This is a genomic window from Pseudoalteromonas sp. GCY (assembly GCF_016695175.1).
Lineage (GTDB): Bacteria > Pseudomonadota > Gammaproteobacteria > Enterobacterales > Alteromonadaceae > Pseudoalteromonas.
The window spans coordinates 2577947-2602460 of the sequence record NZ_CP068023.1; the positions used below are offsets into that span (position 1 = coordinate 2577947).

At 44.1% G+C, this 24514-nt stretch carries 30 protein-coding genes and 9 tRNA genes; 5 read left to right on the top strand and 34 right to left on the bottom strand.

The features are described 5' to 3' along the window. Nucleotides 1-165: 165 nt before the first annotated feature. The 10 genes from JJQ94_RS16715 to JJQ94_RS16760 form a co-directional block, all read right to left on the bottom strand. Entirely contained in the window at nt 166-513 is a 348-nt protein-coding gene (locus JJQ94_RS16715) for a hypothetical protein (RefSeq protein WP_099028844.1), read from the bottom strand. Further along, nucleotides 513-1301: a hypothetical protein gene (locus JJQ94_RS16720; protein ID WP_236596501.1), complete on the bottom strand. Its 789-nt coding sequence runs from the start codon at nt 1299-1301 to the stop codon at nt 513-515. The genes JJQ94_RS16715 and JJQ94_RS16720 overlap by 1 nt, the downstream gene beginning before the upstream one ends. Beyond that, a complete protein-coding gene (locus JJQ94_RS16725; protein ID WP_141557588.1) occupies nt 1291-1815 on the bottom strand; it encodes a hypothetical protein in 525 nt (174 codons plus the stop codon). The genes JJQ94_RS16720 and JJQ94_RS16725 overlap by 11 nt, the downstream gene beginning before the upstream one ends. 293 nt (nt 1816-2108) lie before the next feature. Continuing rightward, nucleotides 2109-2291 (bottom strand): hypothetical protein, encoded by a 183-nt coding sequence (locus JJQ94_RS16730; RefSeq protein WP_099028847.1) that lies wholly within the window; start codon nt 2289-2291, stop codon nt 2109-2111. A 2-nt stretch (nt 2292-2293) separates the two neighbouring features. Continuing rightward, a complete protein-coding gene (locus JJQ94_RS16735; RefSeq protein ID WP_099028848.1) occupies nt 2294-2497 on the bottom strand; it encodes a hypothetical protein in 204 nt (67 codons plus the stop codon). Further along, the gene (locus tag JJQ94_RS16740; RefSeq protein WP_201435430.1) at nt 2490-4424 is read right to left on the bottom strand and encodes a replication endonuclease; all 1935 of its coding nucleotides are present in this window, start codon (nt 4422-4424) and stop codon (nt 2490-2492) included. Before JJQ94_RS16740 ends, JJQ94_RS16735 begins: the two co-directional genes overlap by 8 nt. 244 nt (nt 4425-4668) lie before the next feature. Beyond that, nucleotides 4669-5277, bottom strand: coding sequence for a hypothetical protein (locus JJQ94_RS16745; RefSeq protein ID WP_099028850.1), 609 nt, complete (start codon nt 5275-5277; stop codon nt 4669-4671). Next, nucleotides 5274-5495, bottom strand: a complete 222-nt coding sequence (locus JJQ94_RS16750; protein ID WP_099028851.1) for a hypothetical protein — start codon at nt 5493-5495, stop codon at nt 5274-5276. The genes JJQ94_RS16745 and JJQ94_RS16750 overlap by 4 nt, the downstream gene beginning before the upstream one ends. After that, on the bottom strand, nt 5492-5743 hold the full coding sequence (locus JJQ94_RS16755; RefSeq protein WP_099028852.1) for a hypothetical protein: 252 nt from the start codon (nt 5741-5743) through the stop codon (nt 5492-5494). The genes JJQ94_RS16750 and JJQ94_RS16755 overlap by 4 nt, the downstream gene beginning before the upstream one ends. After that, a complete protein-coding gene (locus JJQ94_RS16760) occupies nt 5740-5985 on the bottom strand; it encodes a hypothetical protein (protein WP_141557589.1) in 246 nt (81 codons plus the stop codon). The genes JJQ94_RS16755 and JJQ94_RS16760 overlap by 4 nt, the downstream gene beginning before the upstream one ends. Before the next feature lie 142 nt (nt 5986-6127). Between JJQ94_RS16760 and JJQ94_RS16765 the strand changes: the two genes are divergently transcribed. Then, nucleotides 6128-6505 carry a helix-turn-helix domain-containing protein gene (locus JJQ94_RS16765; RefSeq protein ID WP_099028854.1) on the top strand — a complete coding sequence of 126 codons (378 nt, stop codon included), beginning with the start codon at nt 6128-6130 and terminating at the stop codon, nt 6503-6505. A gap of 33 nt (nt 6506-6538) precedes the next feature. Here JJQ94_RS16765 and JJQ94_RS16770 read toward each other — a convergent pair whose 3' ends face one another. From JJQ94_RS16770 to JJQ94_RS16780, 3 genes are all read right to left on the bottom strand, one after another. Continuing rightward, complete coding sequence (locus JJQ94_RS16770) at nt 6539-6697, bottom strand: hypothetical protein (RefSeq protein WP_172439884.1); 159 nt, start codon at nt 6695-6697, stop codon at nt 6539-6541. A gap of 13 nt (nt 6698-6710) precedes the next feature. Continuing rightward, nucleotides 6711-7025 (bottom strand): hypothetical protein, encoded by a 315-nt coding sequence (locus tag JJQ94_RS16775; RefSeq protein WP_099028855.1) that lies wholly within the window; start codon nt 7023-7025, stop codon nt 6711-6713. 555 nt (nt 7026-7580) lie between these two features. Further along, nucleotides 7581-7742 carry a hypothetical protein gene (locus tag JJQ94_RS16780; protein ID WP_172439885.1) on the bottom strand — a complete coding sequence of 54 codons (162 nt, stop codon included), beginning with the start codon at nt 7740-7742 and terminating at the stop codon, nt 7581-7583. Between the two features lie 162 nt (nt 7743-7904). On the opposite strand from JJQ94_RS16780, the gene JJQ94_RS16785 reads away from it, so the two are divergent. Beyond that, complete coding sequence (locus tag JJQ94_RS16785; protein ID WP_099028856.1) at nt 7905-8099, top strand: excisionase; 195 nt, start codon at nt 7905-7907, stop codon at nt 8097-8099. Then, nucleotides 8099-9358 carry an Arm DNA-binding domain-containing protein gene (locus tag JJQ94_RS16790; protein ID WP_099028857.1) on the top strand — a complete coding sequence of 420 codons (1260 nt, stop codon included), beginning with the start codon at nt 8099-8101 and terminating at the stop codon, nt 9356-9358. Before JJQ94_RS16785 ends, JJQ94_RS16790 begins: the two co-directional genes overlap by 1 nt. Before the next feature lie 41 nt (nt 9359-9399). Here the strand turns inward: JJQ94_RS16790 and JJQ94_RS16795 are convergent. The 20 genes from JJQ94_RS16795 to aspS all read right to left on the bottom strand — a co-directional run bounded on the left by JJQ94_RS16795 (nt 9400) and on the right by aspS (nt 22017). Beyond that, nucleotides 9400-9490 (bottom strand) — tRNA-Ser (locus JJQ94_RS16795). 89 nt (nt 9491-9579) lie between these two features. Then, nucleotides 9580-10623, bottom strand: a complete 1044-nt coding sequence (gene nadA, locus JJQ94_RS16800; protein ID WP_026000839.1) for a quinolinate synthase NadA — start codon at nt 10621-10623, stop codon at nt 9580-9582. A 133-nt stretch (nt 10624-10756) separates the two neighbouring features. Further along, nucleotides 10757-10832: transfer RNA gene (locus JJQ94_RS16805), tRNA-Lys, on the bottom strand. A gap of 154 nt (nt 10833-10986) precedes the next feature. After that, nucleotides 10987-11062 (bottom strand) — tRNA-Lys (locus tag JJQ94_RS16810). Nucleotides 11063-11216: 154 nt separating this feature from the next. Then, nucleotides 11217-11292: transfer RNA gene (locus JJQ94_RS16815), tRNA-Lys, on the bottom strand. Nucleotides 11293-11446: 154 nt separating this feature from the next. Then, nucleotides 11447-11522, bottom strand: a tRNA-Lys gene (locus tag JJQ94_RS16820). A 29-nt stretch (nt 11523-11551) separates the two neighbouring features. Beyond that, nucleotides 11552-11627, bottom strand: a tRNA-Lys gene (locus JJQ94_RS16825). Between the two features lie 154 nt (nt 11628-11781). After that, nucleotides 11782-11857: transfer RNA gene (locus tag JJQ94_RS16830), tRNA-Lys, on the bottom strand. Nucleotides 11858-11887: 30 nt separating this feature from the next. Further along, nucleotides 11888-11963, bottom strand: a tRNA-Lys gene (locus JJQ94_RS16835). Nucleotides 11964-11993: 30 nt separating this feature from the next. Further along, nucleotides 11994-12069: transfer RNA gene (locus JJQ94_RS16840), tRNA-Lys, on the bottom strand. A gap of 149 nt (nt 12070-12218) precedes the next feature. Continuing rightward, nucleotides 12219-12974 (bottom strand): tol-pal system protein YbgF, encoded by a 756-nt coding sequence (gene ybgF, locus JJQ94_RS16845; RefSeq protein WP_010377599.1) that lies wholly within the window; start codon nt 12972-12974, stop codon nt 12219-12221. Nucleotides 12975-12986: 12 nt separating this feature from the next. Further along, entirely contained in the window at nt 12987-13520 is a 534-nt protein-coding gene (gene pal, locus JJQ94_RS16850) for a peptidoglycan-associated lipoprotein Pal (RefSeq protein WP_099028858.1), read from the bottom strand. A 40-nt stretch (nt 13521-13560) separates the two neighbouring features. Then, entirely contained in the window at nt 13561-14919 is a 1359-nt protein-coding gene (tolB, locus tag JJQ94_RS16855; protein ID WP_099028859.1) for a Tol-Pal system beta propeller repeat protein TolB, read from the bottom strand. Nucleotides 14920-14928: 9 nt separating this feature from the next. Beyond that, nucleotides 14929-15870 (bottom strand): cell envelope integrity protein TolA, encoded by a 942-nt coding sequence (gene tolA / locus JJQ94_RS16860; protein ID WP_010605124.1) that lies wholly within the window; start codon nt 15868-15870, stop codon nt 14929-14931. After that, nucleotides 15870-16298, bottom strand: coding sequence for a protein TolR (gene tolR, locus JJQ94_RS16865; protein WP_010377593.1), 429 nt, complete (start codon nt 16296-16298; stop codon nt 15870-15872). The genes tolA and tolR overlap by 1 nt, the downstream gene beginning before the upstream one ends. After that, nucleotides 16285-16989 carry a protein TolQ gene (gene tolQ, locus JJQ94_RS16870; RefSeq protein WP_099028920.1) on the bottom strand — a complete coding sequence of 235 codons (705 nt, stop codon included), beginning with the start codon at nt 16987-16989 and terminating at the stop codon, nt 16285-16287. The genes tolR and tolQ overlap by 14 nt, the downstream gene beginning before the upstream one ends. Before the next feature lie 971 nt (nt 16990-17960). Then, nucleotides 17961-18965: a Holliday junction branch migration DNA helicase RuvB gene (gene ruvB, locus JJQ94_RS16875; RefSeq protein WP_010377587.1), complete on the bottom strand. Its 1005-nt coding sequence runs from the start codon at nt 18963-18965 to the stop codon at nt 17961-17963. Between the two features lie 2 nt (nt 18966-18967). Then, nucleotides 18968-19585, bottom strand: coding sequence for a Holliday junction branch migration protein RuvA (gene ruvA / locus JJQ94_RS16880; RefSeq protein ID WP_099028860.1), 618 nt, complete (start codon nt 19583-19585; stop codon nt 18968-18970). Between the two features lie 2 nt (nt 19586-19587). Beyond that, nucleotides 19588-20109, bottom strand: a complete 522-nt coding sequence (gene ruvC, locus JJQ94_RS16885) for a crossover junction endodeoxyribonuclease RuvC (RefSeq protein WP_010605128.1) — start codon at nt 20107-20109, stop codon at nt 19588-19590. 123 nt (nt 20110-20232) lie between these two features. Further along, nucleotides 20233-22017 carry an aspartate--tRNA ligase gene (gene aspS / locus JJQ94_RS16890; protein WP_045989768.1) on the bottom strand — a complete coding sequence of 595 codons (1785 nt, stop codon included), beginning with the start codon at nt 22015-22017 and terminating at the stop codon, nt 20233-20235. A 275-nt stretch (nt 22018-22292) separates the two neighbouring features. On the opposite strand from aspS, the gene JJQ94_RS16895 reads away from it, so the two are divergent. Continuing rightward, on the top strand, nt 22293-23060 hold the full coding sequence (locus JJQ94_RS16895) for a DUF72 domain-containing protein (protein ID WP_099028861.1): 768 nt from the start codon (nt 22293-22295) through the stop codon (nt 23058-23060). Beyond that, a complete protein-coding gene (locus JJQ94_RS16900; RefSeq protein WP_045989770.1) occupies nt 23060-23566 on the top strand; it encodes a M48 metallopeptidase family protein in 507 nt (168 codons plus the stop codon). The genes JJQ94_RS16895 and JJQ94_RS16900 overlap by 1 nt, the downstream gene beginning before the upstream one ends. A gap of 27 nt (nt 23567-23593) precedes the next feature. On the opposite strand, the gene JJQ94_RS16905 is transcribed toward JJQ94_RS16900, so the two are convergent. Further along, entirely contained in the window at nt 23594-24391 is a 798-nt protein-coding gene (locus JJQ94_RS16905; RefSeq protein ID WP_010377574.1) for a M48 family metallopeptidase, read from the bottom strand. Between the last annotated feature and the right edge of the window lie 123 nt (nt 24392-24514).

Below are 24514 nucleotides of genomic sequence, written 5' to 3' on the forward strand. Positions count from 1 at the left end.
ACACCCAACGTGACGCCAACGGCAGTCAGAGTAGATTTATTTAACATGCGATGATTACCTTGTTTGGTTTTAAAATCGCTAAGTAATAAATCAGGCGTTTCGCTCTTGAGGGAAACGGTTTTCGCTATAGGGGGAGCGAAAAGAGCGAAATTTTCGCTCTTTTGACTAATAAAATTTATAGATTTCCTCTATCAACTCCTCTCTACTCACTTCTTTGTAGTGGCGCTTCTCATTCTTTTTGAGAAAAACACGATTAAATTTCGGTTTGCTTTCGACGAAATAAAACAACCCCGAGTTAAACACCAGCATGATATTCATAGGTGGTTTTTGGGCATGAGGCACTTTTAAATGAAAAGTTAAACTCTCTCTCATGACACCATTTAACCATTCATGATTGGAGTTATATAAGCTATCAAATCCAATCACTACTTTTTCAGCAGACTGACGAGCCGCATCAAAAGGCTGCACCTCCTTACTCCCCAGCCCCTTTAGGGACTCAAGCAAACTTAACATTACGCCACCCTCAATTGGTCAAATGTCAGATTTTCGGCTTTACCCGTTTTTAAATGGATTACTTTTGGCTCAATGTTGCCGATTCCCCCTTTGCTTTTTACCAAATAATAAAGGCGCTCATCTTCATAGAGGGCATTCAATTTACTGATTAGGTAAATGTCTTGTAGGTCAGCATCCAATTCTACGGAAACCCGCTTTGCATCTGCTTGCGCTTCTTGCGCCCCGAGTACCTTGCGTGGCGAATTGTTCCAGATGGTTTTTGGCACTTCCTGCGAACGCTGAAAAACCGTGTGCAAAATAACACCGAATTTTCGCCCGCCCGTAGCCAGCTCACCAATGATAGAGTCATCCTTGCCAGCGGTGTCGCTGAGCTTGGCAAGTTCCTCAATCACTACGTGCAACTCTCGGTTGCCGTCTGCGGCTTCCCACATCAATTGACCAAACCAATAAAGCTCGGTTTGCTTGGCTTTTTTCAGTTGCTCACCCTTGAGGGATTTCGGAAACTCTGGACTATAGGCAACAACAAATTTCTTGCCCGAACGCCACGCTTCCACAAACGCCTGAGCAAATTGCTTGCGGTTTGTGTAGTGATACACCGCACGGCCACCCAAACCATTAAAATGACCGCGCTTACGGCCATCGTATTTATAATCGCCGTATAAATCGAAAATCGCGCACTGATCACCCACCATATCCAGCAACTTAACGGCGGTAGTTTTACCGCCGCCAGTTCCCGCCAAATAACATACATGCTTTGCTTTTAAAGCATTGTTAGAGTTAATGGCCACTAACAACCTCCGTATTTTCGCTATTTAATTCGCCCTTGGTGTTCTCTTTTTCGTATGCCTTAATTTGCTTAAAGACCGAAATCGCAGCAGTGCCGAGTACCAACCCTAGTTCGATTTCTTCTTTCCATTTCACCATCCACGAGGGCATCCCGCCCTTGCAGTATTTACGCACCACAGGCGCGGCTTTTTCTGCAATCACTTCACGCGTTTCATTATCAATGGTTACTGGCGCTTCAATGGTGGACTCGATAAAGTCAGCCAGCGAAGAAACGCCATACCCAGCCAGCGCACTAATGTCGCTTTCGGTCATTTCTTCCGATTCAGCAACTTCCCCCACTTGCTCATCCTGAACAGCCGTGAATTTATCTAGATGGCTGTATTCGTCCACCGGTGGCGATTGCTGCAACTCCGATTGCGCCGATTGCGAGCCACCCCCAAAAGTTAAATCCTCCATCGCCGTCGCTATCGCTGTTTTCTGTAGTTCCGCTGGTAAGTCGTTCGCCTGATTCTGCATGTTCGTTTGCTCCTAGTTCGCTAATTTGTTCTGTTTGTGGCACCCATTCATCAGGTGCGGGATTGTGTAAAACCACCTGCGTTTGCATTTCGCTATTTTCGCTCTGCAAAGCTTGCGGTTGCTGGGATTGTTTATTTACCGCTTTCGCCCATTTCGCTTGAACATAGTCCCCGCTTCTTTGGTCCATTCCGCAATTGGAACAGTGCAAGTAAAAAAGTTTTTTGCCGTTTTTTCGGCGCTTGATGCTGGCGAACGTGCCGCAGCCGTCACACTCAATTACGCCTAGTTCCTCGTTAGTCGATTTCGCCATCTTGCATCCCCTCTAACATTTCTATTCGGCTCGCCATTTCTGACATTAGCGACACCGTGTCATCAAGCGCGGCCTCTGCCAGTCTAATTTTTTTACCTACCTGAATGGCTGGTAGCTTTTTCGCCTCATTAATTTTCCCAGCGATTTTTACGATTTTTTGCTGCACTTTTAATTCTCCTCAGATTCCCAATGCTCATACCTTTTCACCCACTTCACGCGCTCGACTGTGCATGTGATTTTGATGCCCGATTGCTCTAAACCACCATTGATACATTCGTCCAGCATCCCCTCAAATACATATTCTTTTAACGCTCCATGGAACATGAATAACAGGCATATCACCCCCGTTGCCACTTTGTACCCTTTACGCATAACTCATTGACTCCTGCATTAGATTCCCGCCGCGAACCCAGTAATGAGTCACGGTTTGGTTGATTTCATCATCTTCTTGGTAAGTTGCTCCCCGCATGACTGCATTGCGATGCTCAGGGGGTATTAAATGAATGGGGTTTACCTTTTCCCCGTGCCCAATCTGCCAATCATTGGCTGGGGTATTACAGTTATTTCCAGTGCTCCAAGGAGAGTCGCTGTCGCTCCTCTTTAAAAGCCATTGCGTAACCCGAGTGACATAGGTAAACCCGCGCGATGCGATACCTATGGTGCGCTGTTTTGGCTCTCCGTATGCGTTAGCACCGTTTTCTTCCTTGGCTAGCTCTACTGGCCTTGATTGCTCACCCAATGCGCCGCCGAGCAACTCAATAAACTCAGCAAAACGACTGTTATCTGCGGCCTCGAATATCTCTTTTGCGATTTCAGACAATTTTTCGACTGACTCTTTAGGCACACGGCGAAACTCGCGCCAAATACCAACAGGCGCCCCACCGATAAATTGAAATTGCCGAATACGCCAACGGCTAGCCCATGCCGCTACATTCATCACAATGCCGTTTTCAGGCTCAATAGGTAGCCCCGTTTCGTCATCAAACATATCGCCCATGTGCGCGCCGTTTATGTTCTTGGAAATGTATTTGATGATGTACGACACGGCATCGCCTTTGCTTTTATCTTCCGGCGTGGCATCAAAACGGTTTTTCGCAGCCCCATCTTCGTCACCATCGTGTTGCAAGGCATAGCGGCGCAGGGTGTTGGTTACTGTGGCTTCGTCACTTGGCTTCATAAATAGCACCATGTGCCAGTGCGGGGTTGCATCAGCATGAGGTTCAACAATACGCAAACCAAATACCCCAATTTTGGCCTTGGATAACTCAGCGCGAACCTTTGCCCACTGCTTTACCAAATACTCTTGGGTTTCACGTGGCGATGCGTTGTTATATTTATCACTGTTTGCGTGGTACTTAGACGGCGCAGTAACGGTGTAGAACATGCACGCCATGCCTTTTTCCTCTGCCCATTCTTTATAGCCACGAATGCGAACTATCATTTCAATGCGCCTAATTTCGGGGTTAGAAATGGAATGGTCAAAAACGTGTTTCAGGTCGATGGTTTCGCCGTCCTTGCTTTCAAGCTGCATGGACTCAACCCATTCACGTTGTGACTTTTTGCTGTGGCGGAACTCTTGAACTGCATCTTTGCTGGCATACGGGGAGACCCCTTTTTTAACCAAACCCATAGTGATATTTAAATGCTCAAGTGTGGTGTCGCGTAAACGGTTTAGTTTGCGCAACCACCATTTATCACATTGCATGCGACGTATTCCGCGCTCTAATCGGTCTGCTAGCAAATTGGTATCGCAACGTTCCCAAGTACCGTCTACCTTTTTTGACTTGGCGGCGTTAAAAGTGGCTTGATAAGGCGGTGTCACCCCTTGCGACATCGTGAAGTCATGCATTGCAATGTAACTGGCAAAAACCAGCTGCTCTGCATCTTCAAGAGTCGTACTTTCATCAAACTCAACAATACCCATTTGCTGGCAAATCGTGGTGATCTGCTTAGCTTTATCTTTACGGGCTTTTTTGCTGTTTAATTCGCGGATGGTAAGTGGCGAACGGTCAACAATTTCAGTGACTCGCTCAATGGTTTTTCGCAGGTAAATATTGGCTGAGCGCTCTGGGTTTTTCGCTGTCTCTGAGTTAAAGCGTTTCGCATACCCATGCGCAGCAATGCGGCGTAAGCGGTTAGTGGGTATTAGCGCTAAGCGTGATTTAACTTGCTCTGCAACCTTATCAAACCCGAACTTACCCCAACAATGCGGAGCAGCCCTAGTAATGGTAATGGGCTGCATCTTTTCGCTATTGCCGACAAGCTCCCAGCAAATGGGAAGTGAACGCGAATCAATCATTTACTAACTCATACGTCATTAGCCAAAAAAACCACATTGGCGCGGTTGATTTTTTGAATTCGACAGCTAACACCTTGACCTTGCAAAACAGTTGGCCGCTATGGTGGTCGCACAAATTCACTACGTCACCAACAGCGTACAGGGCGTTATCGGTCGTCGTAATAACTGTTCTCACACATAACCCAGCCTTATCAAACTTATAACTTTTGGGGCAGGTTAGGAGCTTTTTAAGACTGTTCATTAATCACACCCCATCTACTTTACGAATAACCGAACCAGGAGCGCCGTTTTCTTCAAAGTATTGAATGCAGTCACTACATAACCACCAATCAACCACCTCACCAGTTGGGGAGTTTTGCGTTACTAAACCAACGACCTCACGACCACCGCTCTGACACATTTCACATTCCAATAACTCGTCAAAAAGCGCTTCCAAAGCATCGCCGATATCAGTGAAACCACTTTCTTTTATACTGGCAATCTCGCATTGAACTGATTCAAGATATTGGCTAGCCCCATCCAACTCACCCCGTACAGCACCAGCCACTAACTGCTTTTCTTCAAGCGTTAAATTTTGGTACTTTTCAACAAGCTTCCAGTAGTAATCAATACGCTCTTGGGTAATTTCATCTAGTGGCGCTACCCCGTACTTTTCTACGTGCTGATAAATCACATCATCTAATTTGTGCGCGAAGCGATTAGCACCTGCCAGATACAGTTCATCAACAGCATCTAGCGCTGACTCAACACCTGCGCGGGTTAAGCGATTGCCTCTCGCTGGTAGCTCTTGATTAATGTAAAGGCATTGCCTAATAGCGTTTCTGACAGCAAACATGCGCTGATTTGATTTCATTTCTCTACCCCGCACTTTTCAACCACATTGCAAACGGCTTCATCCACTTTATGTGCAATGTGGTGCATGCCGCACTCGTGAAAGCTATCTACAGTGTCCAACCACAAATCGACAGATGACTGACCAACTGGGTGCGTTGTCCCCTTTGTCAAAAATGACAACGTTAAACAAATCCGAATTCCTGCATTAAGATTGCAGTAATATGCGTTTGATTTCATAACACCACCCTTTTGCTTGCGCTCATGCGGTTGCGTGCTGCCATCGCCAAAGCGGATTTAAGTAATTGGTTGCTGCGTTCGCCGTTGCGTTGGGCTCGCGTCTCTTGCTCAATGCGTTGCTGCTCGGCTTCGCGCTGTGCTTTGTGTGATTTGATTTGAGCGCGTAATTGGCGGATTTTCATTAGCTGAATATCCCAATGTGATGGCTCGGTGATTAACTCGTCGATTTCTACGATTGAATGACTCATGCAACCCCCTTATCACCAAAAGCCATTCTCCGACTTTTTTCTGCAATAGCTAAATCACTCAAAAGCACCTTGTTTTTTGAAAGAGTGCAAATATCTAGAGCGTAACCAAAAGGAACTGGTCTAGCTCCTGTTAGGTAAGAGCGAGCTGTGTGAATACTGCTTGATGTCAAAGCAGCCAGCTCCTCTTTAACACGACCTTTTTCTTGCTTACTTAACGTGGAATACCACCTTTGCAAATTCATAAAGATAACCTCTGTATACTTAACGATACTGAGAGTATACACAAAGCAATTGATAGTCAACTTCTCCATGTTAAAAAATTTGCTGTCTTTAGATACAACCAGTATCCTACTGATTAGTTGCTTTATTTTTATGAGTTAAGTTATGGAACCGCACTGGGTATCAACAGCAAAAAGAAGAATGAAAACCCTCGGCATCACTCAAAGTGACCTCTTGGATGTTTTTGGGGTTACAACTAGGGGCGCTGTGGGTCACTACTTTTCAGGAAGACAATCAATAAATGTCGAACAACTCGAAGCACTATCAGAAAGGCTCGGTATGAGAATTGACTATTATGAGGTTGATAAAGGTGATTTCTCTATCAAAGATATTGAGCGAGTGCTCGACTCATGGCTACCGAGACTATCTCAAGTAGGGCTTGTTGAGTACAAGGCAGACCCATCAGCAATTAAGAAACTTCTCCTTTCATCATTCATAGATGAATCCAATGGCGAAACCAGAGACGCCGCCAAAGAGGCATAAAAAAAGAGCTAGAAAGCTCTTTTTTTTAATCTCTTATTTAGGGTCAAGCCCACTCCCGCTTGTTCGAGCTTGCAACTCTGGAGGCTCAACACCATTCCCACCAGTTCGAACCTGTAACTCAGGAGGCTCAACGCCATTCCCGCTTGTTCCACCACGAACGGTGTGACAATCAGATTTAATTAGCTTAATCACTTATTAACTCTCCTTAACTAGCCTTTTTAAGAGCTGCTTTTCTCACATCCAGAAAACTAACATTACCGTTAACATCAACATTGATTGTTTCCTCGTGCTCCTCAATAGCTAAAATCAAGCCCTCTTCGAACTCTTTTAGCTTTTTGAGTTTTACATCAATATCAAGCTCGGACATAGCATCCTTGTATTGATAACCAAGCCTCAAAAATCTAGCCTCATTTGGTCTTTTCTTTGAATATGAGCGCTTTGAAACCTTGAAGTAAAATGAGATTGCTACCCCAAATGAAACAACAACGGTTGCAAATGTAAAAAAAGCAAACCAATCCATTAAACAATCATCTCCCTTGGTCTTATATAGACTAACGCATAAATCGCCATTGCGATTGACACGGAAAACGTTACAACAGTAACCACCAACGAATAACAATTATCTAACAAACCTGAACTAAATACAACTTTATCTAACAATCTAAGAAGATGCCAAAAAGCCATAAAAATAGATGCGGTGCATATCACCTTTGTTAGTTTTGAATGACTAATCAAACTCCTATGGTGCAATAAGCAGATACACAGCACCAAAGAGATTTCTAAAGCTATCTTTTGAAAATACACAAATAACTCATAGGCGACTTGCGACAAACCACCCCTAAGCTCAAACAAAATGTACTCAAGAAATATGCTTAACAGAAACACAGCCACAACACACAGGTATGAAATAAAACTACTAATTTCCTCCTGAAAGTAATGATTATACCTCCTACCCAACAACTCCGTAGGTGAGCATCGTGTCCTTATAAAAATAGCAACACAGCCAATAACCGTTGAAATCAAACTCAAATAGTAACCAGCTGTATAAAAGCCATGTAACGAAAAATTGGACAATTTACCCCCCCATTTCACTCACATTATTAGCCACTAGGCCAGAGGTTGCTTCGGGTTTGGACTCCTCCTCACCTTTCTTTGGGTCAAAAGGGCTAGTACCAATACCACCAAAAACTTTAACCAAACTTTCTTTTGGCAACTCACACTGTACTTTAATTCTCATAATACAACCACCGTATTTAAAATAACAAAAAAGATAATATATGTTGACAACGAACAAATCAATCACCAAAATGATACTTACAGTATCACTTTGACACTTTCAAATATATCATAGTGGCACCTGTTTATCATCGAATTTACTAAACACTAGAGAGATTTAACAATGGAAACATATGTACAGCTAGGTTGGGTATTACCACCAGTATTTGAGCGATTAAAAGGGATTAAAAAAGATATGCTGGATTGTCGCCGCAAAGATGGAAAGATCCCTGAGGGGCATATATGGCGAAAAGCACCAGACGGGCGCGTTTATTACCATTTCGAGCGTTGGAATGAATACGTAGAGAACACGCTGTAATGAGTGATTTAAAGGACTATGCCGACCAGTTCGAAGGCATTGAGATACACGGCAAATGGATTCGTATTTTTTTTAGGTTTCGCGGTGTACGTTGCCGCGAAGCACTAAAAGGCTTAAAGGTTACTAGGTCAAACATTAAGTTTGCCGTTAATAAACGCGCGGCAATTCTCCACGAAATTGCCACCAACACATTTGACTATGCCAGGCACTTTCCTGATTCACAGCGCGCGCACATTTGGAGTGCGCCACAAAATGAAATTCCCACCGTTCGTGATGCGTTGGAAGTTTGGTTAAGCGTTAAAAAAACCCAAATTGCACACAGCACGCATCGTTCTTACGACAATAAAATCAAAAATCACATCCTGCCTAAGTGGGGAGCGCATAGGCTCAACCAAATAAAACAGAGTGATTTAAAGGTTTGGATTAGCGTTGACTTGGCTAACCTGAGCAATAAGACCATCAATGAGTTATTGATACCGTTTCGTGGTGTGTTTCATGATGCAAAGGCGGATAGGCTATTAGAGTTCAGCCCATTTGACTACATTGACAATTTAAAGGTGGTTAGGGATGAGCCAGACCCATTTACAAGGGAGGAAATAAACACGTTTGCAAACACACCTACAAGCCGCCCACAGGAAGTGAATGCGTTTGTATTTTGTTGCTGGACGGGTTTGCGCCTGTCTGAGTTATTGGCGCTAGCGTGGGAAGATGTAGACCTAGACAAAGGCACTATCAAAGTGCAGCGCGCTATTGTGCTTGGGCGCTATAAAGTACCCAAGACGCGCGGCAGTGTGCGAACGGTGCATTTGCTTGCGCCAGCACTTGAAATAATACGCAAGCAATTGGCACTTAGCGCAATGTTAGCGCCGAGGAAAATCACGGTGACGCAGCAGGATAATAAAACGGCTAAATCGGAGAGTGTACGTTTTGTGTTTGTGAACTCACTTTCTCACGACGAACTAAAAGGCGAAGCCCCCTACCGTGACCGCTTTTTTAAAACCCATCTTAAAAAGGCCAAAATTCGTTATCGTGGTCCAAGTCAAGCAAGGCACACTTTTGCCAGTCAATTGCTAACTGCGGGTGTTAACGAACGTTGGATTGCAAATCAAATGGGGCATACATCAACCAAGATGATTGAGCAGCATTATGGAAAATGGATGGAACAAGAAGTGCCAGATATGGCTAGTAGAGCAAGCAAATATTTAGGATTTGAAGACACTAAAATCACTCCGCGTATCCCCAAAATGTCCCCAAAATAACAAGCGAGCGTGATAAGTGATTGATTTTAAAGAGGAAAAAATGGCGGAGAGAGAGGGAGTCGAACCCTCGATACGCTATAAACGTATACACGAGTTCCAGTCGTGCGCCTTAAGCCACTCAGCCATCTCTCCGCACTGAATTGCGGGGCTAATACTATGAAAAGCCTCGCACTTTATCAAGCAGTTTTTTGCTTTTAGGATCTATTTGTCTATTAATCCTACTATTTCTGCAAGGATGCAGAAAAATCTAGCATGCGATTTAGCGAACGTAGTGCGCCTTCACGCAACTCCATATCAACGAAGACTTCTTTGCCTTGTGGGCTGATAAGCGCTTCTTCAATTGCCTGTAGGCCGTTCATTGCCATCCAAGGGCAATGGGCACAGCTACGACATGTAGCGCCTTCACCAGCGGTTGGTGCTTCGAAGAACTCTTTCTCAGGGCAAAGTTGCTGCATTTTGTAGAAGATACCGCGATCGGTGGCAACGATAAACTTCTGATTATCCATTTCTTGCGCAGCTTTAATTAACTGACTCGTTGAGCCTACTGCATCCGCTAAGTCTACGATTTCCGCAGGAGACTCAGGGTGAACCAGTACCGCAGCGTCAGGATGTAGCTGCTTCATGTCTTTAAGGGCTTTGGTTTTAAATTCATCATGAACGATACACGCACCGTTCCACATGATCATATCGGCGCCCGTTTTCTTTTGGATATAAGAACCCAAGTGCTTATCCGGACCCCAGATGATTTTTTCGCCTTGCTCATCAAGGTGCTCAACAATCTCAAGCGCGCAAGAAGAGGTGACGATCCAATCCGCTCTGGCCTTTACCGCAGTTGAGGTATTGGCGTATACCACCACTTTTCTGTCTGGATGTTGATCGCAAAACGCAGAAAACTCGTCTATGGGGCAGCCTACGTCCAACGAGCAAGTTGCTTCGAGTGTTGGCATCACAACGGTTTTGTGCGGTGTTAATATTTTTGCCGTTTCGCCCATAAAGCGCACGCCCGCGACGATGATCATGTCTTTGTCTTCTTGCTTAGCGCCAAACCGTGCCATTTCTAATGAATCAGCAACACAACCGCCAGTTTCTTCAGCAAGTGCTTGGATCTCAGGATCAGTATAATAATGGGCAACCAGTACCGCATTTTTTTCAACTAATAGCGCTTTGATACGCGCTTTATACTCTGCTTTTTCTTCAACGGTAAGAGGGGCAGGTTTTGGAGGGAAGATATAATCTTCCGGCATAATACGTTCAGCTAGACTCATTTCTCGACCACTAGTCCACATTGCATAATTAGGTAGAATTATACGAAAAATACAGGGGTAATCCTAGCGAATGTTTAGCTCAAAATGGCGAGTTTAAGAAAGTATTTTGAATAATATATGAAGAATAAGAGGATGGTGGGTCATGATGGACTCGAACCATCGACCAATGGATTAAAAGTCCACTGCTCTACCAACTGAGCTAATGACCCGCTCAAGCATTAAAAGTGCCATTAATTCATCCTGAAGAGGTGTTCCGGCTCGTCGTCCCGACTCGCGTTCAAAAAGCTGTGAAGCCTTGCTTCGGTCTTTTTTCACCCAACTGAGCTAATGACTTGCTCAAAATTGAATTCGTATGCTTGTAAGTGGTGGGTCATGATGGACTCGAACCATCGACCAATGGATTAAAAGTCCACTGCTCTACCAACTGAGCTAATGACCCGCTCAAACATTAAAAGTGCCATTAATTCATCCTGAAGAGGTGTTCCGGCTTGTCGTCCTGACTCGCGTTCAAAAAGCTGCGAAGCGTTGCTTCGGTCTTTTTTCACCCAACTGAGCTAATGACTTGCTCAAAATTGAATTCGTATGCTTGTAAGTGGTGGGTCATGATGGACTCGAACCATCGACCAATGGATTAAAAGTCCACTGCTCTACCAACTGAGCTAATGACCCGCTCAAACATTAAAAGTGCCATTAATTCATCCTGAAGAGGTGTTCCGGCTCGTCGTCCTGACCCGCGTTCAAAAAGCTGCGAAGCGTTGCTTCGGTCTTTTTTCACCCAACTGAGCTAATGACCTGCTCAAAATCGAATTCGCAAGCTTATAAGTGGTGGGTCATGATGGACTCGAACCATCGACCAATGGATTAAAAGTCCACTGCTCTACCAACTGAGCTAATGACCCGCTCAAAATCGAATTCATATGCTTGTAAGTGGTGGGTCATGATGGACTCGAACCATCGACCAATGGATTAAAAGTCCACTGCTCTACCAACTGAGCTAATGACCCGCTCAAGCATTAAAAGTGCCATTGATTCATCCTGAAGAGGTGTTCCGGCTCGTCGTCCCGACTCGCGTTCAAAAAGCTGTGAAGCCTTGCTTCGGTCTTTTTTCACCCAACTGAGCTAATGACTTGCTCAAAATTGAATCCGTATGCTTGTAAGTGGTGGGTCATGATGGACTCGAACCATCGACCAATGGATTAAAAGTCCACTGCTCTACCAACTGAGCTAATGACCCGCTCAAAATCGAATTCGCAAGCTTATAAAGTGGTGGGTCATGATGGACTCGAACCATCGACCAATGGATTAAAAGTCCACTGCTCTACCAACTGAGCTAATGACCCGCTCAAATATGAATTCTAAAGCTTGTAAAGTGGTGGGTCATGATGGACTCGAACCATCGACCAATGGATTAAAAGTCCACTGCTCTACCAACTGAGCTAATGACCCACTTAACGCAGCAGTTTTTTGTTACCAATCGCCTGCTGCGGGCGCTTATAATACTTATTTAAATTTTGAGTGCAACTGAAATAGCTAGTTTTTTTCACTTTTTATGACTAAGCGCCTAATTTTAAGGCACTCAGCTCAAAAAGTGATAATTACATCTTCGCTAAACGCTCTGTTGCCAATTTTGCAGGAGTCGTACTTGGATACTCTTTAATCAATTTATTAAGGAGCGTCTTCGCTTCAGCGGCTTGTCCCTGTTTATGTAAAATAGTACCCAGCTTTAACATCGCTTCTGGACGTTTATTCGATTCAGGGAAATTATCAACAACGGTTGCAAAATGAGACTTGGCTTTACCATCGTCAGATTTTATCAAGAATAGCTGACCCAACCAGTAATGCGCGTTCGGCACATATACTGAGTTTGGATACTGCTGTAAGAAACTTTGAAACTCAGGGATCGCCGCATCGTAGCGCTTATCCTTCATTATCATGTTTACTGTACGGTCGTACGCTTCATTCTCAGACAGATTACTACTGAATGCTTGCTCTGGTGTAACATCAGGCGTTACCGCGGCTGCGGTGGATTGTGACTGGTCATAAGCTTGACTGACGCGATTTTCAATCTCTTGATACAACTCACGTTGACGTTGTAGCACTTTTTCAAGCTTATAGCTCTGCTCTTCTGTCACACCGCGCACTTGGCTTACTTCTTCTTGCAAAAGATTAAGCTGTTGCTGTAACTCAGCCTGTAGCAAATTGCGGGTTCTCATCATACTCTCAAGTTGAGAGACACGTTCTTCTAGTGTTTGATTTGAATTTGCAGCTTCTGAAACAGGAGCGGGAGCAGCCCAAACTTGGGCGCTCCCGCTCATGAGTAAGAATGCTGCCAAAATAGTATTCGGCTTCATAATAACTCTTTCTTAGTACACTAATACCGCGCGGCGGTTCTTAGCGAACGCTTCTTCTGTACGTGACTTAATCATTGGTTTTTCTTCACCATAACTCACTACAGAGATTTGGCTGTCAGAAACACCAAGGCTTTGAAGGTATTTAGCCACTGATTTACCACGGCTCTCACCTAGTGCGATGTTGTACTCTGGCGTACCACGCTCATCAGCGTGACCTTCTACAAGTACTTTCACACTTGGGTTTTTCACTAGGAAATCAGCGTGCGCTTGAAGTAGTTCAGTATACTTGCTCTGAATAGTAGATTTATCGAAATCGAAGTAAACGATCTGTTCTTGACGTAGGGCTTCGTATTTCTCACGTAGTTTTTCTTCAGCAGATTTCTCGCGAGACATAGTGTTTACGTCAACAGTGTTGTCTTGTGTGGTTGCCGCTTGATTGCTTTCGCTAGCCGCGCCCTCATCAACACTTGAAGATGAGCTACATGCTGCAAGTGTCATCACTGGCAACGCGACCATTAAGGCTTTTAGAGTTTTGTTAAGTTGCATCGAGTATATTCCTATATCTTTATAAATCTAACCAGCAAAATTACTGTAAAAACGGCGACCAGGCTGGTGCCTTAACTTGACCGTCCAAGACAGGTAACCTTGCCTTGAAACGACCATCCATAGACACCAATGCCAATACCTGCTTATTATTGTGCAAGGTGCTGTATATTATCATCGAACCATTTGGTGCAATACTCGGAGACTCATCTAGTCTCGTACGAGTTAGCACTTGAAACAGCCCGGAATCTAATTCTTTTTTCGCAATGTGGTAACGGCCAAGCGTGCGGTTAACCATAATCAAACGTTTACCATCTGGAGTGATCGAACCTGCTAAGTTCATGTCGCCGTCGAACGTCACTCGCTTAGACCTACCAGTTTTTAAATTTAACTTATAAATCTGAGCATTACCACCCCTTTCAGATGTATACACAATTTCTTGACCGTTTGGATGCCAAGAAGGCTCAGTATCTATACTACGGTGACGAGTCAAGCGTGTTTCTTGACGAGTTTTCAGGTCGATTAGATATACTTCTGTCGCTCCACCTGCATCCTTAGAGAGTACTGCAAGTAATTTAGTTCCATCAGGAGAAAACTGTGGTGCGCCATTAATACCAGGGTGACTCGTGATCAGTTCTCGTTTCCCAGTGTAAATGTCTTGAATGTATATTTGCGATTGGCGATTTTCAAAAGTCACGTACGCAAGTTTGTTTGCATCCGGCGACCATGCAGGAGACATTAACGGCTCTTTTGAGCGTAATAACACCTGTTCGTTGTAACCGTCATAATCGGCAACAACCAATTGGTATGGCTTATCTTGGCCGTCACGTACGATGACGTAGGCAATCTTAGTTCTAAATGCGCCTCTTTCACCTGTTAAAGCTTCATATACTACATCACTGATTTGGTGCGCATAGTTTCTAAAGCCAGTACTGCTGACAATACTTTGGCGTCCTTCAAGTACATGATCGTCGCTTTGCATTAAGCGACCATTTGACATAATGCGGGTTTCACCACCAGTAAGCTGCGCTCTGATCACGTCAATCAGCTCATACTTTACTAAGTAGCGTCCTGCAGATTGCTGGGTCACAGTACCTACAACTACCGCTTCAACCCCCGCATCGACCCATGCAGCGTAGTCGATTTCCGAGTCAGTGGTTGGTAATTGAGGCATGTCAGCCTCAGCAACCGGCTTAAATTTACCGCTGCGCATCAAGTCTGCAGAAATAACTTCACTTAAACTCGACGGCATTTCACCAGTGCCATTATATTTAAATGGTACAATTGCGATGGGTCTAGCACTGTCTACCCCTTCTGTTATCACAATTTCAAGTGCGGCTTGCGCAAACTGTGATACACCCAGAGTAAAAACCAGCAATAAGGTTGTGAACTTCTTTAGCATGTTCGTCCTTTAAAAATTGGGTTTAATTGTTAAATTGATATTCTTAAGCTGCTCAAACACGTCTTTATCTTTAGAAACAGGTAAAGTATCTGCCATTTTCACAGCACGGATAGCAGCTTCACAAACTAGCTTGTCGCCGCCCAATGACTCTACATGCGTCACAAGGCCGTTAAAGGCTAGACGAATGTTTACTCGGCATTGTTTACCTTTCATTGTTTCATCAATAAGCAAGTTGGCTTGAATGCGTTGCATGATAAGTGCTTTAAACTTATCCACTTCGCTCAACACTTGCTGTTGACGGATCTTCGCTCTTGCTGCCTGCTCCTTAGCAAGCTGGTCACGCAGCATTTGTTCTTCAAGTGCCTTTTGACGTTGACGCTCCGCTTCTTCCGCTTTTCGTTTTTCCTCAGCTTCGCGACGTTTCCTCGCCTCTTCGGCCTTTCTTAAGCGATCTTCCTCAGCTTGACGCTGAGCTGCAGCCTTTTTAGCAGCTTCTTCCGCAGCGGCTTTTTCAGCTCTCGCTTTGTCAGCCTGCTCACGTTGCTTTTTCTCAATTTCGCGAGCGCGTTTAGCTTGCGCCTCAGCTTGGCGAGTCTCTTCCAGCTTAGCTTGACGCTCTTGCTCCAGCTTTTTAATGCGCCGCGCTTCGGCTTCACGGTCTTTTCTGGCTTGCTGCGCACGCTGTTCAAGATCGCGAATACGGCGATCTTCAGCAGCTTGCTTTTCTTCTTCACGCTTTTTTAAATCAGCAATCTTTTTCTCAACCGCTTGCTGATCAACCGACACCGCAGAAACCGCCCTTTCAGGCTTTTGATCTTTTTGCTGTGGATTTAAGGTGACTTCCATCACAGTAGGTGTTTCAACTTGAAAATTTGCCGTAGCAAATAGCAGACCGCCAATCGCGCCATGAAGCAATACTGACTTAACTACGCTGCTAGATAATGAACTCATTACTCATCCTCAAATGATTTAGTCATTAGGCCAACAGAAGGAACACCCGCTTTTTTCAAGAAATCCATTAAATAAAGTACTTCTTGATACGACACTCTGCCTGAACCTTTAATCATTACAGGGGTATCTGGATTTTGTTCTAACTTAAGTTTAATCACCGCAGCTACTTCTACGGCATCCATTGGTGCTTCAGGATCGGTGCCAACAGTCACAAAATAGCGACCTTCAGCATCAATGGTGGCAATAATCGGTGGCGAGTCTTTGGTTTCAACCAATTCAGACTCTTCCATCTGAGGTAAGTCTACTTTTACACCGTGCTGGATAAGTGGAGCCGTTGCCATAAAGATGATCAACAGCACCAACATAACATCAATATAAGGAACGACGTTGATCTCCGCGACGGGACGACGTCTCTTACGCTGATACATTTTGTTTTGCCTCTACTTGTGTTGCAGCCTGACGATAAAGGATATTAGCGAACTCTTCCATAAAGTTAATGTAATGAGTTTCTAGCTTTTCTACATTTTTAGCAAATCGGTTATACGCCATAACCGCTGGAATTGCCGCAAACAGACCCATAGCTGTTGCAATCAAAGCCTCAGCAATACCTGGTGCAACCATTTGCAGTGTCGCTTGTTTCACTTCACCGAGCGCGATGAAAGCATTCATGATCCCCCAAACGGTACCAAATAGACCGATATAAGGACTGATAGAGCCAACTGTTGCTAAAAAAGAAAGGCTTGATTCTAACTTTTCAATTTCACGAGAAAGCGCGACACGCATTGAACGGTGTGTACCTTCAACAACAATTGAAGGAGATTGGATATTGCCTTTTTTATGCTTTGCAAACTCTTTAAAGCCGGATACAAATAACGCTTCTAGTCCTGACGCACTACCAGTCCTTGCAGCTATTTCATTATAGAGTTTGCTAAGATCCATACCGGACCAAAATTTTTGCTCGAAATTCTTTGATTGGCTTTGGGCTTGAGAAATGACAGTTTTACGTTGAAAAATAATTGCCCAAGAAGCAATAGACAATCCCACCAGGGTCAACATAACAAGTTGTACCAAAAAACTGGCTTTTAAAATTAGATCGACAAAATTTAGTCCCGATTCCACGTTATTATACTCCCAAAAGTGTTTCGGCAATGGTAGCCATTTATATTCTTGCGCTCTACCGAGCAATATCTAGAGATAGACTAGATTTACTACCAAAAGGTTCAGCTAGTTTAACCACACTATAAATACCTTACAATCTCAATACTGCGAATTCATTGTATTTGACGATAAATAGAGCAAAACAGTGTAACTCCCTTTGCTTTACCCAAACTTAAGCAAATTCGACAATCTCCATCACAGCCTCTAAATATGACCCAAAACTGCATAAAATAGGAGTTTTATGCACAAATAGAGAATAAAACCTCAGAAAACAGATTGGTCTTACCAATTAACAACAGATTATCTAATATTTACATTTTGCGCATTTAACATACAAGCCTATACTTTACATAAACTTACATAAATACATCACCACATTTAAGCTCACTTTTTAACCTTAACAAAAATTTTGATATTAGTTTTTTTTATCTGAAAAAAGAATTTTTCTAGTTTGATGAAAAACCAAAACCTCTTTAATATACACCCTGTACTGAGCGAGCAGCTGAAGTTTCAGCAAAGCACAGTTACTTGCAATAGGATTCTGATTTTTCGTATTGCTTAGATGATGCATTTTGTGGATAAAACCCAAAGTAACTCATCTTGTTCCCTGGATTACTTCCTTCAACTTGTTGTTTTGCCCGCATTATTTGCGGGCTTTTTTTGCTTGAAATTTGTCGCTAGTTCCTTATTACGCTCCACGCATTCTTTAGCGCTTGGTTTTAAGGACGAGGCAATCTACAAATAGTTTAAGCAACGTATAACCCACACAGGTCGAGATAAATTACTTCAGCGGTCATGAATCTTGCTTGAATTGAGCTGATACAAAATGATGGATTTATGCACACGTAATTTGCAATACGCAAGTGTAGAAATGAAATAGCCGAGTGAATACTCGGCTATGAAGAATAAAGGTGTTCGTTACCCTGCTTGGATTATTCTGGCTTGCTTAGCTCAAAATGCATATAGGCTTTGTCAGAGACAATACGTCCTCTTGGCGTGCGTTGAATAAAGCCTTGTTGGATCAAAAATGGTTCTATCACATCTTCGATGGTTTCTTTTTCTTCTCCAATTGCCGCAGCAAGGTTATCCAGACCAACCGGGCCACCGGTAAACTTTTCTATGATTGCCAGCAGATATTTGCGGTCCATATAATCGAAGCCACATTTATCAACATCGACCATATCCAGCGCTAAGTGTGCAATCTCTTCAGTGATAGAGCCATCGCCCTTCACTTCAGCAAAGTCTCTTACCCTGCGCAGTAAACGGTTTGCTATTCGTGGTGTACCGCGCGCTCGACGCGCCACTTCGGTTGCGCCCGACTCGCTGATCTCTAGATTTAAATGATACGCTGAGCGAGTCACAATCGAAGATAAGTCCGCAACCGAGTAAAACTCCAAGCGCTGCACAATACCAAAACGATCCCTTAATGGTGAGGTTAACGAACCGGCACGTGTCGTTGCGCCAACCAAAGTAAAAGGCGGTAAATCCAGTTTAATCGAACGTGCTGCTGGGCCTTCACCAATCATGATGTCCAATTGGTAGTCTTCCATCGCGGGATAAAGAATTTCTTCCACCTGAGGACTTAAACGATGGATCTCATCAATAAATAGCACATCCCCTTCTTCAAGGTTAGTGAGCAATGCGGCTAAATCCCCTGCTTTTTCAAGCACAGGTCCCGAGGTGGTTTTTATATTCACCTCAAGCTCGTTTGCGACAATGTTCGCAAGCGTGGTTTTACCTAAACCCGGCGGACCAAATATCAGCAAGTGATCTAAGGCTTCCTGTCTTGACCGCGCTGCCGCTATAAAAATTTCCATCTGCTTTTTGACATGCGGCTGACCGGTATAATCATTTAGTAATTTAGGTCTAATCGCCCTATCAACTAAATCTTCATTACCTTGGATCTCAGGTTCAATTAATCTATCTGCTTCAATCATAGTTACATCATCGATTTAAGAGCGTCTTTAATGATACTCTCGGTCGTCATGCCTTCTCTGTTTACGGCTTTTACCGCTTTTTGTGCTTGAACTTGTTTATACCCTAATGCCATTAAGGCTGCAATCGCTTCATCTGCAGGGGTATCACTTACCGTAGGATGCTCTTGCGGCGCAAGTATAGCGGCATCGCTAAACGGTGTGAGTAAGTCATTGCCAAAGTCTTTTAGCTTATCTTTCATTTCAAGCACTAGGCGCTCAGCGGTCTTTTTACCAACTCCAGGGATCTTAACCAAAGTCGTTGCATCGCCATGATTCACGCAGCTAACAAATTGCTCTGCAGACATGCCCGATAAAATTGCAAGTCCGAGCTTTGGACCGACTCCGTTCGCTTTAATTAACGTTCTAAACAATGCACGTGCGATCTTGGTATTAAAACCAAACAATAACTGCGCATCTTCACGTACCACAAAGTGAGTAAATACTGAAACCGGCTCGCCCACGCTCGGTAATTCATAAAAACAAGTCATAGGCATTTGTACTTCATAACCTACACCTGCAACATCAATTAATATCTCTGGTGGCTGCTTTTCTAACAGTGTTCCGCTTAATTTTCCTATCATGGTTATCTCAACCTTCCTCTTACGGTTTTACGCGCTGCGCCTGCCATTTTTATTAAGTTTTGCCTTGAGTGCGCGTGACAAATCGCCACCGCCAACGCATCTGCTGCATCAGCTTGGGGTGTACCAGGCAATTTTAATATGCGCTTTACCATTTCCTGTACTTGGGCTTTGTCTGCACCACCGGTACCCGCAACGGCTTGTTTAACTTGCCTTGCCGAATATTCACTCACAACCACTGACTGCATGGTCGCGGCAACAATGGCCGCACCTCGCGCTTGACCAAGTTTTAAGGCTGAACTTGGATTATGCGCAACAAACACTTGCTCAATCGCAAAGTCGCTCGGCGAAAACTGCTCTATGAGCTGTGTGATCCCTTGATAGATCATTTTTAATCGAGTGGGAAAGTCATGTTCACCAACTTTAATGCAACCGCTCCCTAGATATTGGAACTTTGCACCTTGGTGAGCAATCACACCATAGCCTGTAAATCTTGACCCCGGATCAATTCCTAAAATGACAGCCAAACGCATCGTCTCTTGGTTTTTTGGTTATAATGCCAAAATACTGTATAGATTACCAGTTATAAGCTAGTTCATCTGATCAAAAAAGGCGACCTAAGTCGCCTCTTTTACATCAGGTTGACGAACTTACTCGCCTTCACCTTGCTCTGCTAGCTGCTTTTCTATTGAGATAGCAAGCTCTTTTAGCGCATCTGGGTTTGCTGGGCTTGGCGCATCCGTCATCAAGCACGACGCTTGCGTTGTTTTCGGGAACGCAATAACGTCACGGATGTTGTCAGTGCCACACAGTAGCATCACCAAACGGTCAAGACCGAATGCCAAACCTGCGTGCGGAGGCGTGCCATACTTCAGAGCATCGAGTAAGAAACCAAACTTCTCTTGCTGCTCAGACTCTTCAATGCCTAAGATCCTGAACGCTGCCTGTTGCATTTCGTTGTTGTGAATACGAACCGAACCGCCACCGACTTCGTAGCCGTTAAGTACCATATCGTATGCATCAGAAAGTGTACCTGCTGGATTTGCTTCAAGGTCTGCAGCACTTACGCCCTTAGGCGCAGTAAACGGGTGATGTACCGCGTGTAGGTTACCTTCGTCGTCTTCTTCGAACATCGGGAAGTCAACAACCCAAAGTGGTGCCCACTTGGTAAGATCAGTGATTTCTAAATCGAGACCAATCTTAAGACGTAGCGCGCCCATCGCTTCGTTTACTGTATTACGCTTGTCTGCGCCGAATAGAATAATGTCACCTGTGTTTGCGCCTGTGCGCTCAAGCAGTGCATTGATCACTTCTTCATTCAAGAACTTAGCGATTGGCGACTGTACGCCTTCGATACCAGCATCACGGTCGTTCACTTTCATCCAGGCAAGGCCTTTCGCACCGTAAATACCTACAAACTTAGTGTATTCATCGATTTGCTTACGTGAAAGTTGTGCGCCACCAGGTACTGACAGTACTGCAACACGACCTTTTTCGTCGTTAGCAGGGCCGCTTAGTACTTTAAATTCAACATCTTTTACGATGTCTGCAACGTCGATAAGCTCAAGCGGGTTACGTAGGTCTGGTTTATCCGAACCATATTTGCTCATCGCTTCGCTGTATGGCATCACAGGGAACTCACCCAAATCAACGTCTAGGAAAGACTGCCACATTTCACGGATCATTTTTTCTGTCACGCCACGAACTTGATCTGAGCTCATAAATGACGTTTCGATATCTATCTGAGTAAACTCAGGCTGGCGATCGGCACGTAAGTCTTCATCACGGAAACATTTTACGATTTGATAGTAGCGGTCAAAACCAGACATCATTAGTAGCTGCTTAAATAGCTGCGGCGACTGCGGTAGCGCATAGAAACTGCCTTTGTGAACACGACTTGGTACTAGATAGTCGCGTGCACCTTCAGGTGTCGCTTTAGTTAGTACTGGCGTTTCAATGTCTAAGAATGCATTTTCATCTAAGAAACGACGCACGAAGCTGCTCGCTTTAGCACGCATCTTAATGCGATCGCTCATTTCTAGACGACGTAGGTCTAAATAACGGTACTTAAGACGACGCTCTTCAGAGTTTTGCTGATTAAAGTCAAGCGGTAATGGTTCTGAACGGTTGATAATGGTTAAGCCAGTACCTAAGATCTCAACTTCACCCGTTGCCATGTCTTTGTTAACTTGGCTTTCAGGACGCGCACGGACAACACCTTTGATCTGAACACAGAACTCTTGGCGCAACGTATTCGCTTTATCCATTAAGCCTTCTACTTCAGGATCGAATACCACTTGCACAAGCCCTTCTCTATCTCTTAAATCGACAAAGATTAGGCCGCCAAGGTCACGACGTTTATTGATCCAACCACATAGTTCAACTTCCTGATCTACATGGCTCTTATTTAGTTTTCCGCAGTATATAGAGCGCATAAAATTCCTGTCAGTCCAGTTTGCTCTTACGACTAATCACTTCTCACCACACAATATGAATTCACAGTATTGGTAAGCCAGTCGCTAAGACTCATTTTCAATAACCGCCAATTATATAAAAATACGCTGCATTGTCATCCTCAATCTAAGGATCTGATACACTATTCACACATTTAATCGTTGTTTTGATCACTATGTTGTATCTGGGTTGCCCACAATGGAGTAGCGCACACTGGAAAGGTCGAGTATTTTCCAGCCATTGTAGTGCCACAAATATGCTCAAAGAGTATGGCCAAATTTTTAATAGCGTTGAAGGCAATACGACTTTTTATGCCGATCCAAATCCGCAGACCGTATTAAAATGGCTAGAACAAGTGCCCGATGACTTTCGCTTTACGTTTAAAATTCCTAAGCGTTTTAGTCATGAAATGGCACTTAGCCACTGCCAAGATGAATTATTGGCTTGGTGTAAAAACATGGCGCCGCTGTTTCCTAAATTAGGCGTGTTAATGCTGCAATTACCTGCGCAGTTTGCGCCTGAACATATAAATAAAATGCGACAATTTCTATCTTGGTTGCCCAAAGCGCTAACTGTTGGTGTTGAAGTACGGCATTGGGACTTTTATCGCAAAGGCGATGCTGAGCGCAGATACAACCAATATTTAATCGAAAATAACTACAACCGCATCGTGATGGATACTCGCGCACTCTTTAGCGAGCCTGCCAGTACCTCTGCGATAGTAGATGCACAGCAAAAAAAGCCGCGATTACCTGTGCATGCAATTGCCACTGGAGATAGGCCTATTCTGCGATTTGTTGGTTGCTCTCAGCTTGAGCCTAATAGAGACTTTTATCAACCTTGGTTAACTAAACTCAATCAATGGCTCAGCGAAGGTAAATCACCTTATGTGTTTTTCCATACCGCAGACAATTTTGATGCACCATTTTTAGCAAGACAATTTATCGCTGATTTAGAGATACATCATCAAGTAAGCAATCCATTCCCCGCTGAAAAAGAAGCAAAGCAAGAGGCACTGTTTTAATGTCCCATCCCTATTTTTTAAACTACTCAGAGCAAGTCCAGACTCAAGTCACTCAATTAATAGAGAGCAAGCGACTCAGTGCTTTTTTCAAAAGCCGCTATCCTGAACCGCATCAAATAAAAAGCGATAAGCTACTTTACGAATATGTGGAAGGATTAAGACAGCAGTACTTAAAAAATACCCCGCGGGTATCGCAGGCCAAGTTTGAGAAGCGCAACAATATGGTATTGAATGCGTTAGGAACCCATACGTTCAAAACCACACGGCACGGGCAAAAACAAAAAACGTCGCATCAAATACACATCGCAGCACAGTTAAAACACGCTCCCGAGGCGGTGCTACGAGCATTGGTTGTACACGAGCTAGCGCACTTTAAAGAAAAAGACCATAACAAGGCGTTTTACAAGCTTTGTCAGCATATGGAACCCCACTATCATCAACTTGAGCTAGAGTTACGGCTATTTATGCTGATGTGTGAAACGGAAGGCAACACCAATTACCCTTAACTTAAGGGTAATTGGTGTTTTGAGAAATTAGCGTTTACAGCTTGGTGCAAAACCACCCGTACGCGCTTTGTTAGCGGTTGCTTGGGCAGTTGTCATGTTTGCTTGTAATTGCTTAATTCGATTTTCAGGCGCAGGGTGCGTCGACATAAATTCTGGTGGACGCTGTTCGCTCATTTTCGCCATATTTTGCCAAAGCGCAACCGAGCCTTCAGGATTAAAGCCAGCCTTAGCCATTAGGTCTAAGCCGATAACATCCGCTTCGCTTTCATGAGAACGGCTAAATGGCAGTGCCACACCATACTGCGCACCAAGACCTAACCCCTGCATAATGGCATTGCGATATTCGATATTATTCATTTCAAGCACCGCCGCACCTGCTTGCAAGCCAAACTGCAGCACACTGTTTTGCGACACACGCTCATTAGCGTGTTCAGCAATAACATGCCCTACTTCATGGCCCATCACCGCCGCAAGTTGATCTTGGTTTTCTGCAACTTTGAGAATCCCCGTATGAACCCCGATTTTACCGCCGGGCAGCGCAAATGCATTGGCAGAGTCATCTTCAAATACCACAACTTCCCATTGTTGGTTTGCATAGTTTGCAGGGAGTTGTGCTATTAAGGCATTTGCAATACACTTAACATAGCGATTGGTTTTAGCATCAGTATCGACTTTTTGCTCTTGCTTCATTTGTTCAAAGCTTGCAACACCCATTTGGTCCATTTGCTGCTCTGAATAGAGTGCTAACTGAGTGCGTCCGGTAGGCGATGTTTTGCAGCCAGCAAGCGTTGCTGCTACAGCTATCGCGAGAACCAGTTTTTTCATAACTTGTTCCTTTTCTTATTTTATAACTTAAGTTTCTCTAAGTTTACCGCAATTTCGTCACTTAACGAGACTAACTTAGTACAATATAAAAAATTTTTCATGAACTTCTGCTGATCAGAACGC

Bases quoted from the DNA above. Each gene is read 5' to 3' on its own strand.
- JJQ94_RS16905 (WP_010377574.1), bottom strand. From the start codon at position 24,391: ATGAAAAAACTGGTTCTCGCGATAGCTGTAGCAGCAACGCTTGCTGGC.
- JJQ94_RS16900 (WP_045989770.1), top strand. From the start codon at position 23,060: ATGTCCCATCCCTATTTTTTAAACTACTCAGAGCAAGTCCAGACTCAA.
- nadA (WP_026000839.1), bottom strand. From the start codon at position 10,623: ATGAGTCTAGCTGAACGTATTATGCCGGAAGATTATATCTTCCCTCCA.
- JJQ94_RS16755 (WP_099028852.1), bottom strand. From the start codon at position 5,743: ATGAGTCATTCAATCGTAGAAATCGACGAGTTAATCACCGAGCCATCA.
- ybgF (WP_010377599.1), bottom strand. From the start codon at position 12,974: ATGAAGCCGAATACTATTTTGGCAGCATTCTTACTCATGAGCGGGAGC.
- JJQ94_RS16765 (WP_099028854.1), top strand. From the start codon at position 6,128: ATGGAACCGCACTGGGTATCAACAGCAAAAAGAAGAATGAAAACCCTC.
- JJQ94_RS16735 (WP_099028848.1), bottom strand. From the start codon at position 2,497: ATGCGTAAAGGGTACAAAGTGGCAACGGGGGTGATATGCCTGTTATTC.
- pal (WP_099028858.1), bottom strand. From the start codon at position 13,520: ATGCAACTTAACAAAACTCTAAAAGCCTTAATGGTCGCGTTGCCAGTG.
- JJQ94_RS16725 (WP_141557588.1), bottom strand. From the start codon at position 1,815: ATGCAGAATCAGGCGAACGACTTACCAGCGGAACTACAGAAAACAGCG.
- JJQ94_RS16745 (WP_099028850.1), bottom strand. From the start codon at position 5,277: ATGAAATCAAATCAGCGCATGTTTGCTGTCAGAAACGCTATTAGGCAA.
- JJQ94_RS16785 (WP_099028856.1), top strand. From the start codon at position 7,905: ATGGAAACATATGTACAGCTAGGTTGGGTATTACCACCAGTATTTGAG.
- JJQ94_RS16760 (WP_141557589.1), bottom strand. From the start codon at position 5,985: ATGAATTTGCAAAGGTGGTATTCCACGTTAAGTAAGCAAGAAAAAGGT.
- JJQ94_RS16895 (WP_099028861.1), top strand. From the start codon at position 22,293: ATGCTCAAAGAGTATGGCCAAATTTTTAATAGCGTTGAAGGCAATACG.
- JJQ94_RS16790 (WP_099028857.1), top strand. From the start codon at position 8,099: ATGAGTGATTTAAAGGACTATGCCGACCAGTTCGAAGGCATTGAGATA.
- JJQ94_RS16775 (WP_099028855.1), bottom strand. From the start codon at position 7,025: ATGGATTGGTTTGCTTTTTTTACATTTGCAACCGTTGTTGTTTCATTT.
- JJQ94_RS16780 (WP_172439885.1), bottom strand. From the start codon at position 7,742: ATGAGAATTAAAGTACAGTGTGAGTTGCCAAAAGAAAGTTTGGTTAAA.
- JJQ94_RS16740 (WP_201435430.1), bottom strand. From the start codon at position 4,424: ATGATTGATTCGCGTTCACTTCCCATTTGCTGGGAGCTTGTCGGCAAT.
- JJQ94_RS16715 (WP_099028844.1), bottom strand. From the start codon at position 513: ATGTTAAGTTTGCTTGAGTCCCTAAAGGGGCTGGGGAGTAAGGAGGTG.
- JJQ94_RS16750 (WP_099028851.1), bottom strand. From the start codon at position 5,495: ATGAAATCAAACGCATATTACTGCAATCTTAATGCAGGAATTCGGATT.
- ruvB (WP_010377587.1), bottom strand. From the start codon at position 18,965: ATGATTGAAGCAGATAGATTAATTGAACCTGAGATCCAAGGTAATGAA.
- tolR (WP_010377593.1), bottom strand. From the start codon at position 16,298: ATGTATCAGCGTAAGAGACGTCGTCCCGTCGCGGAGATCAACGTCGTT.
- ruvA (WP_099028860.1), bottom strand. From the start codon at position 19,585: ATGATAGGAAAATTAAGCGGAACACTGTTAGAAAAGCAGCCACCAGAG.
- aspS (WP_045989768.1), bottom strand. From the start codon at position 22,017: ATGCGCTCTATATACTGCGGAAAACTAAATAAGAGCCATGTAGATCAG.
- tolB (WP_099028859.1), bottom strand. From the start codon at position 14,919: ATGCTAAAGAAGTTCACAACCTTATTGCTGGTTTTTACTCTGGGTGTA.
- tolA (WP_010605124.1), bottom strand. From the start codon at position 15,870: ATGAGTTCATTATCTAGCAGCGTAGTTAAGTCAGTATTGCTTCATGGC.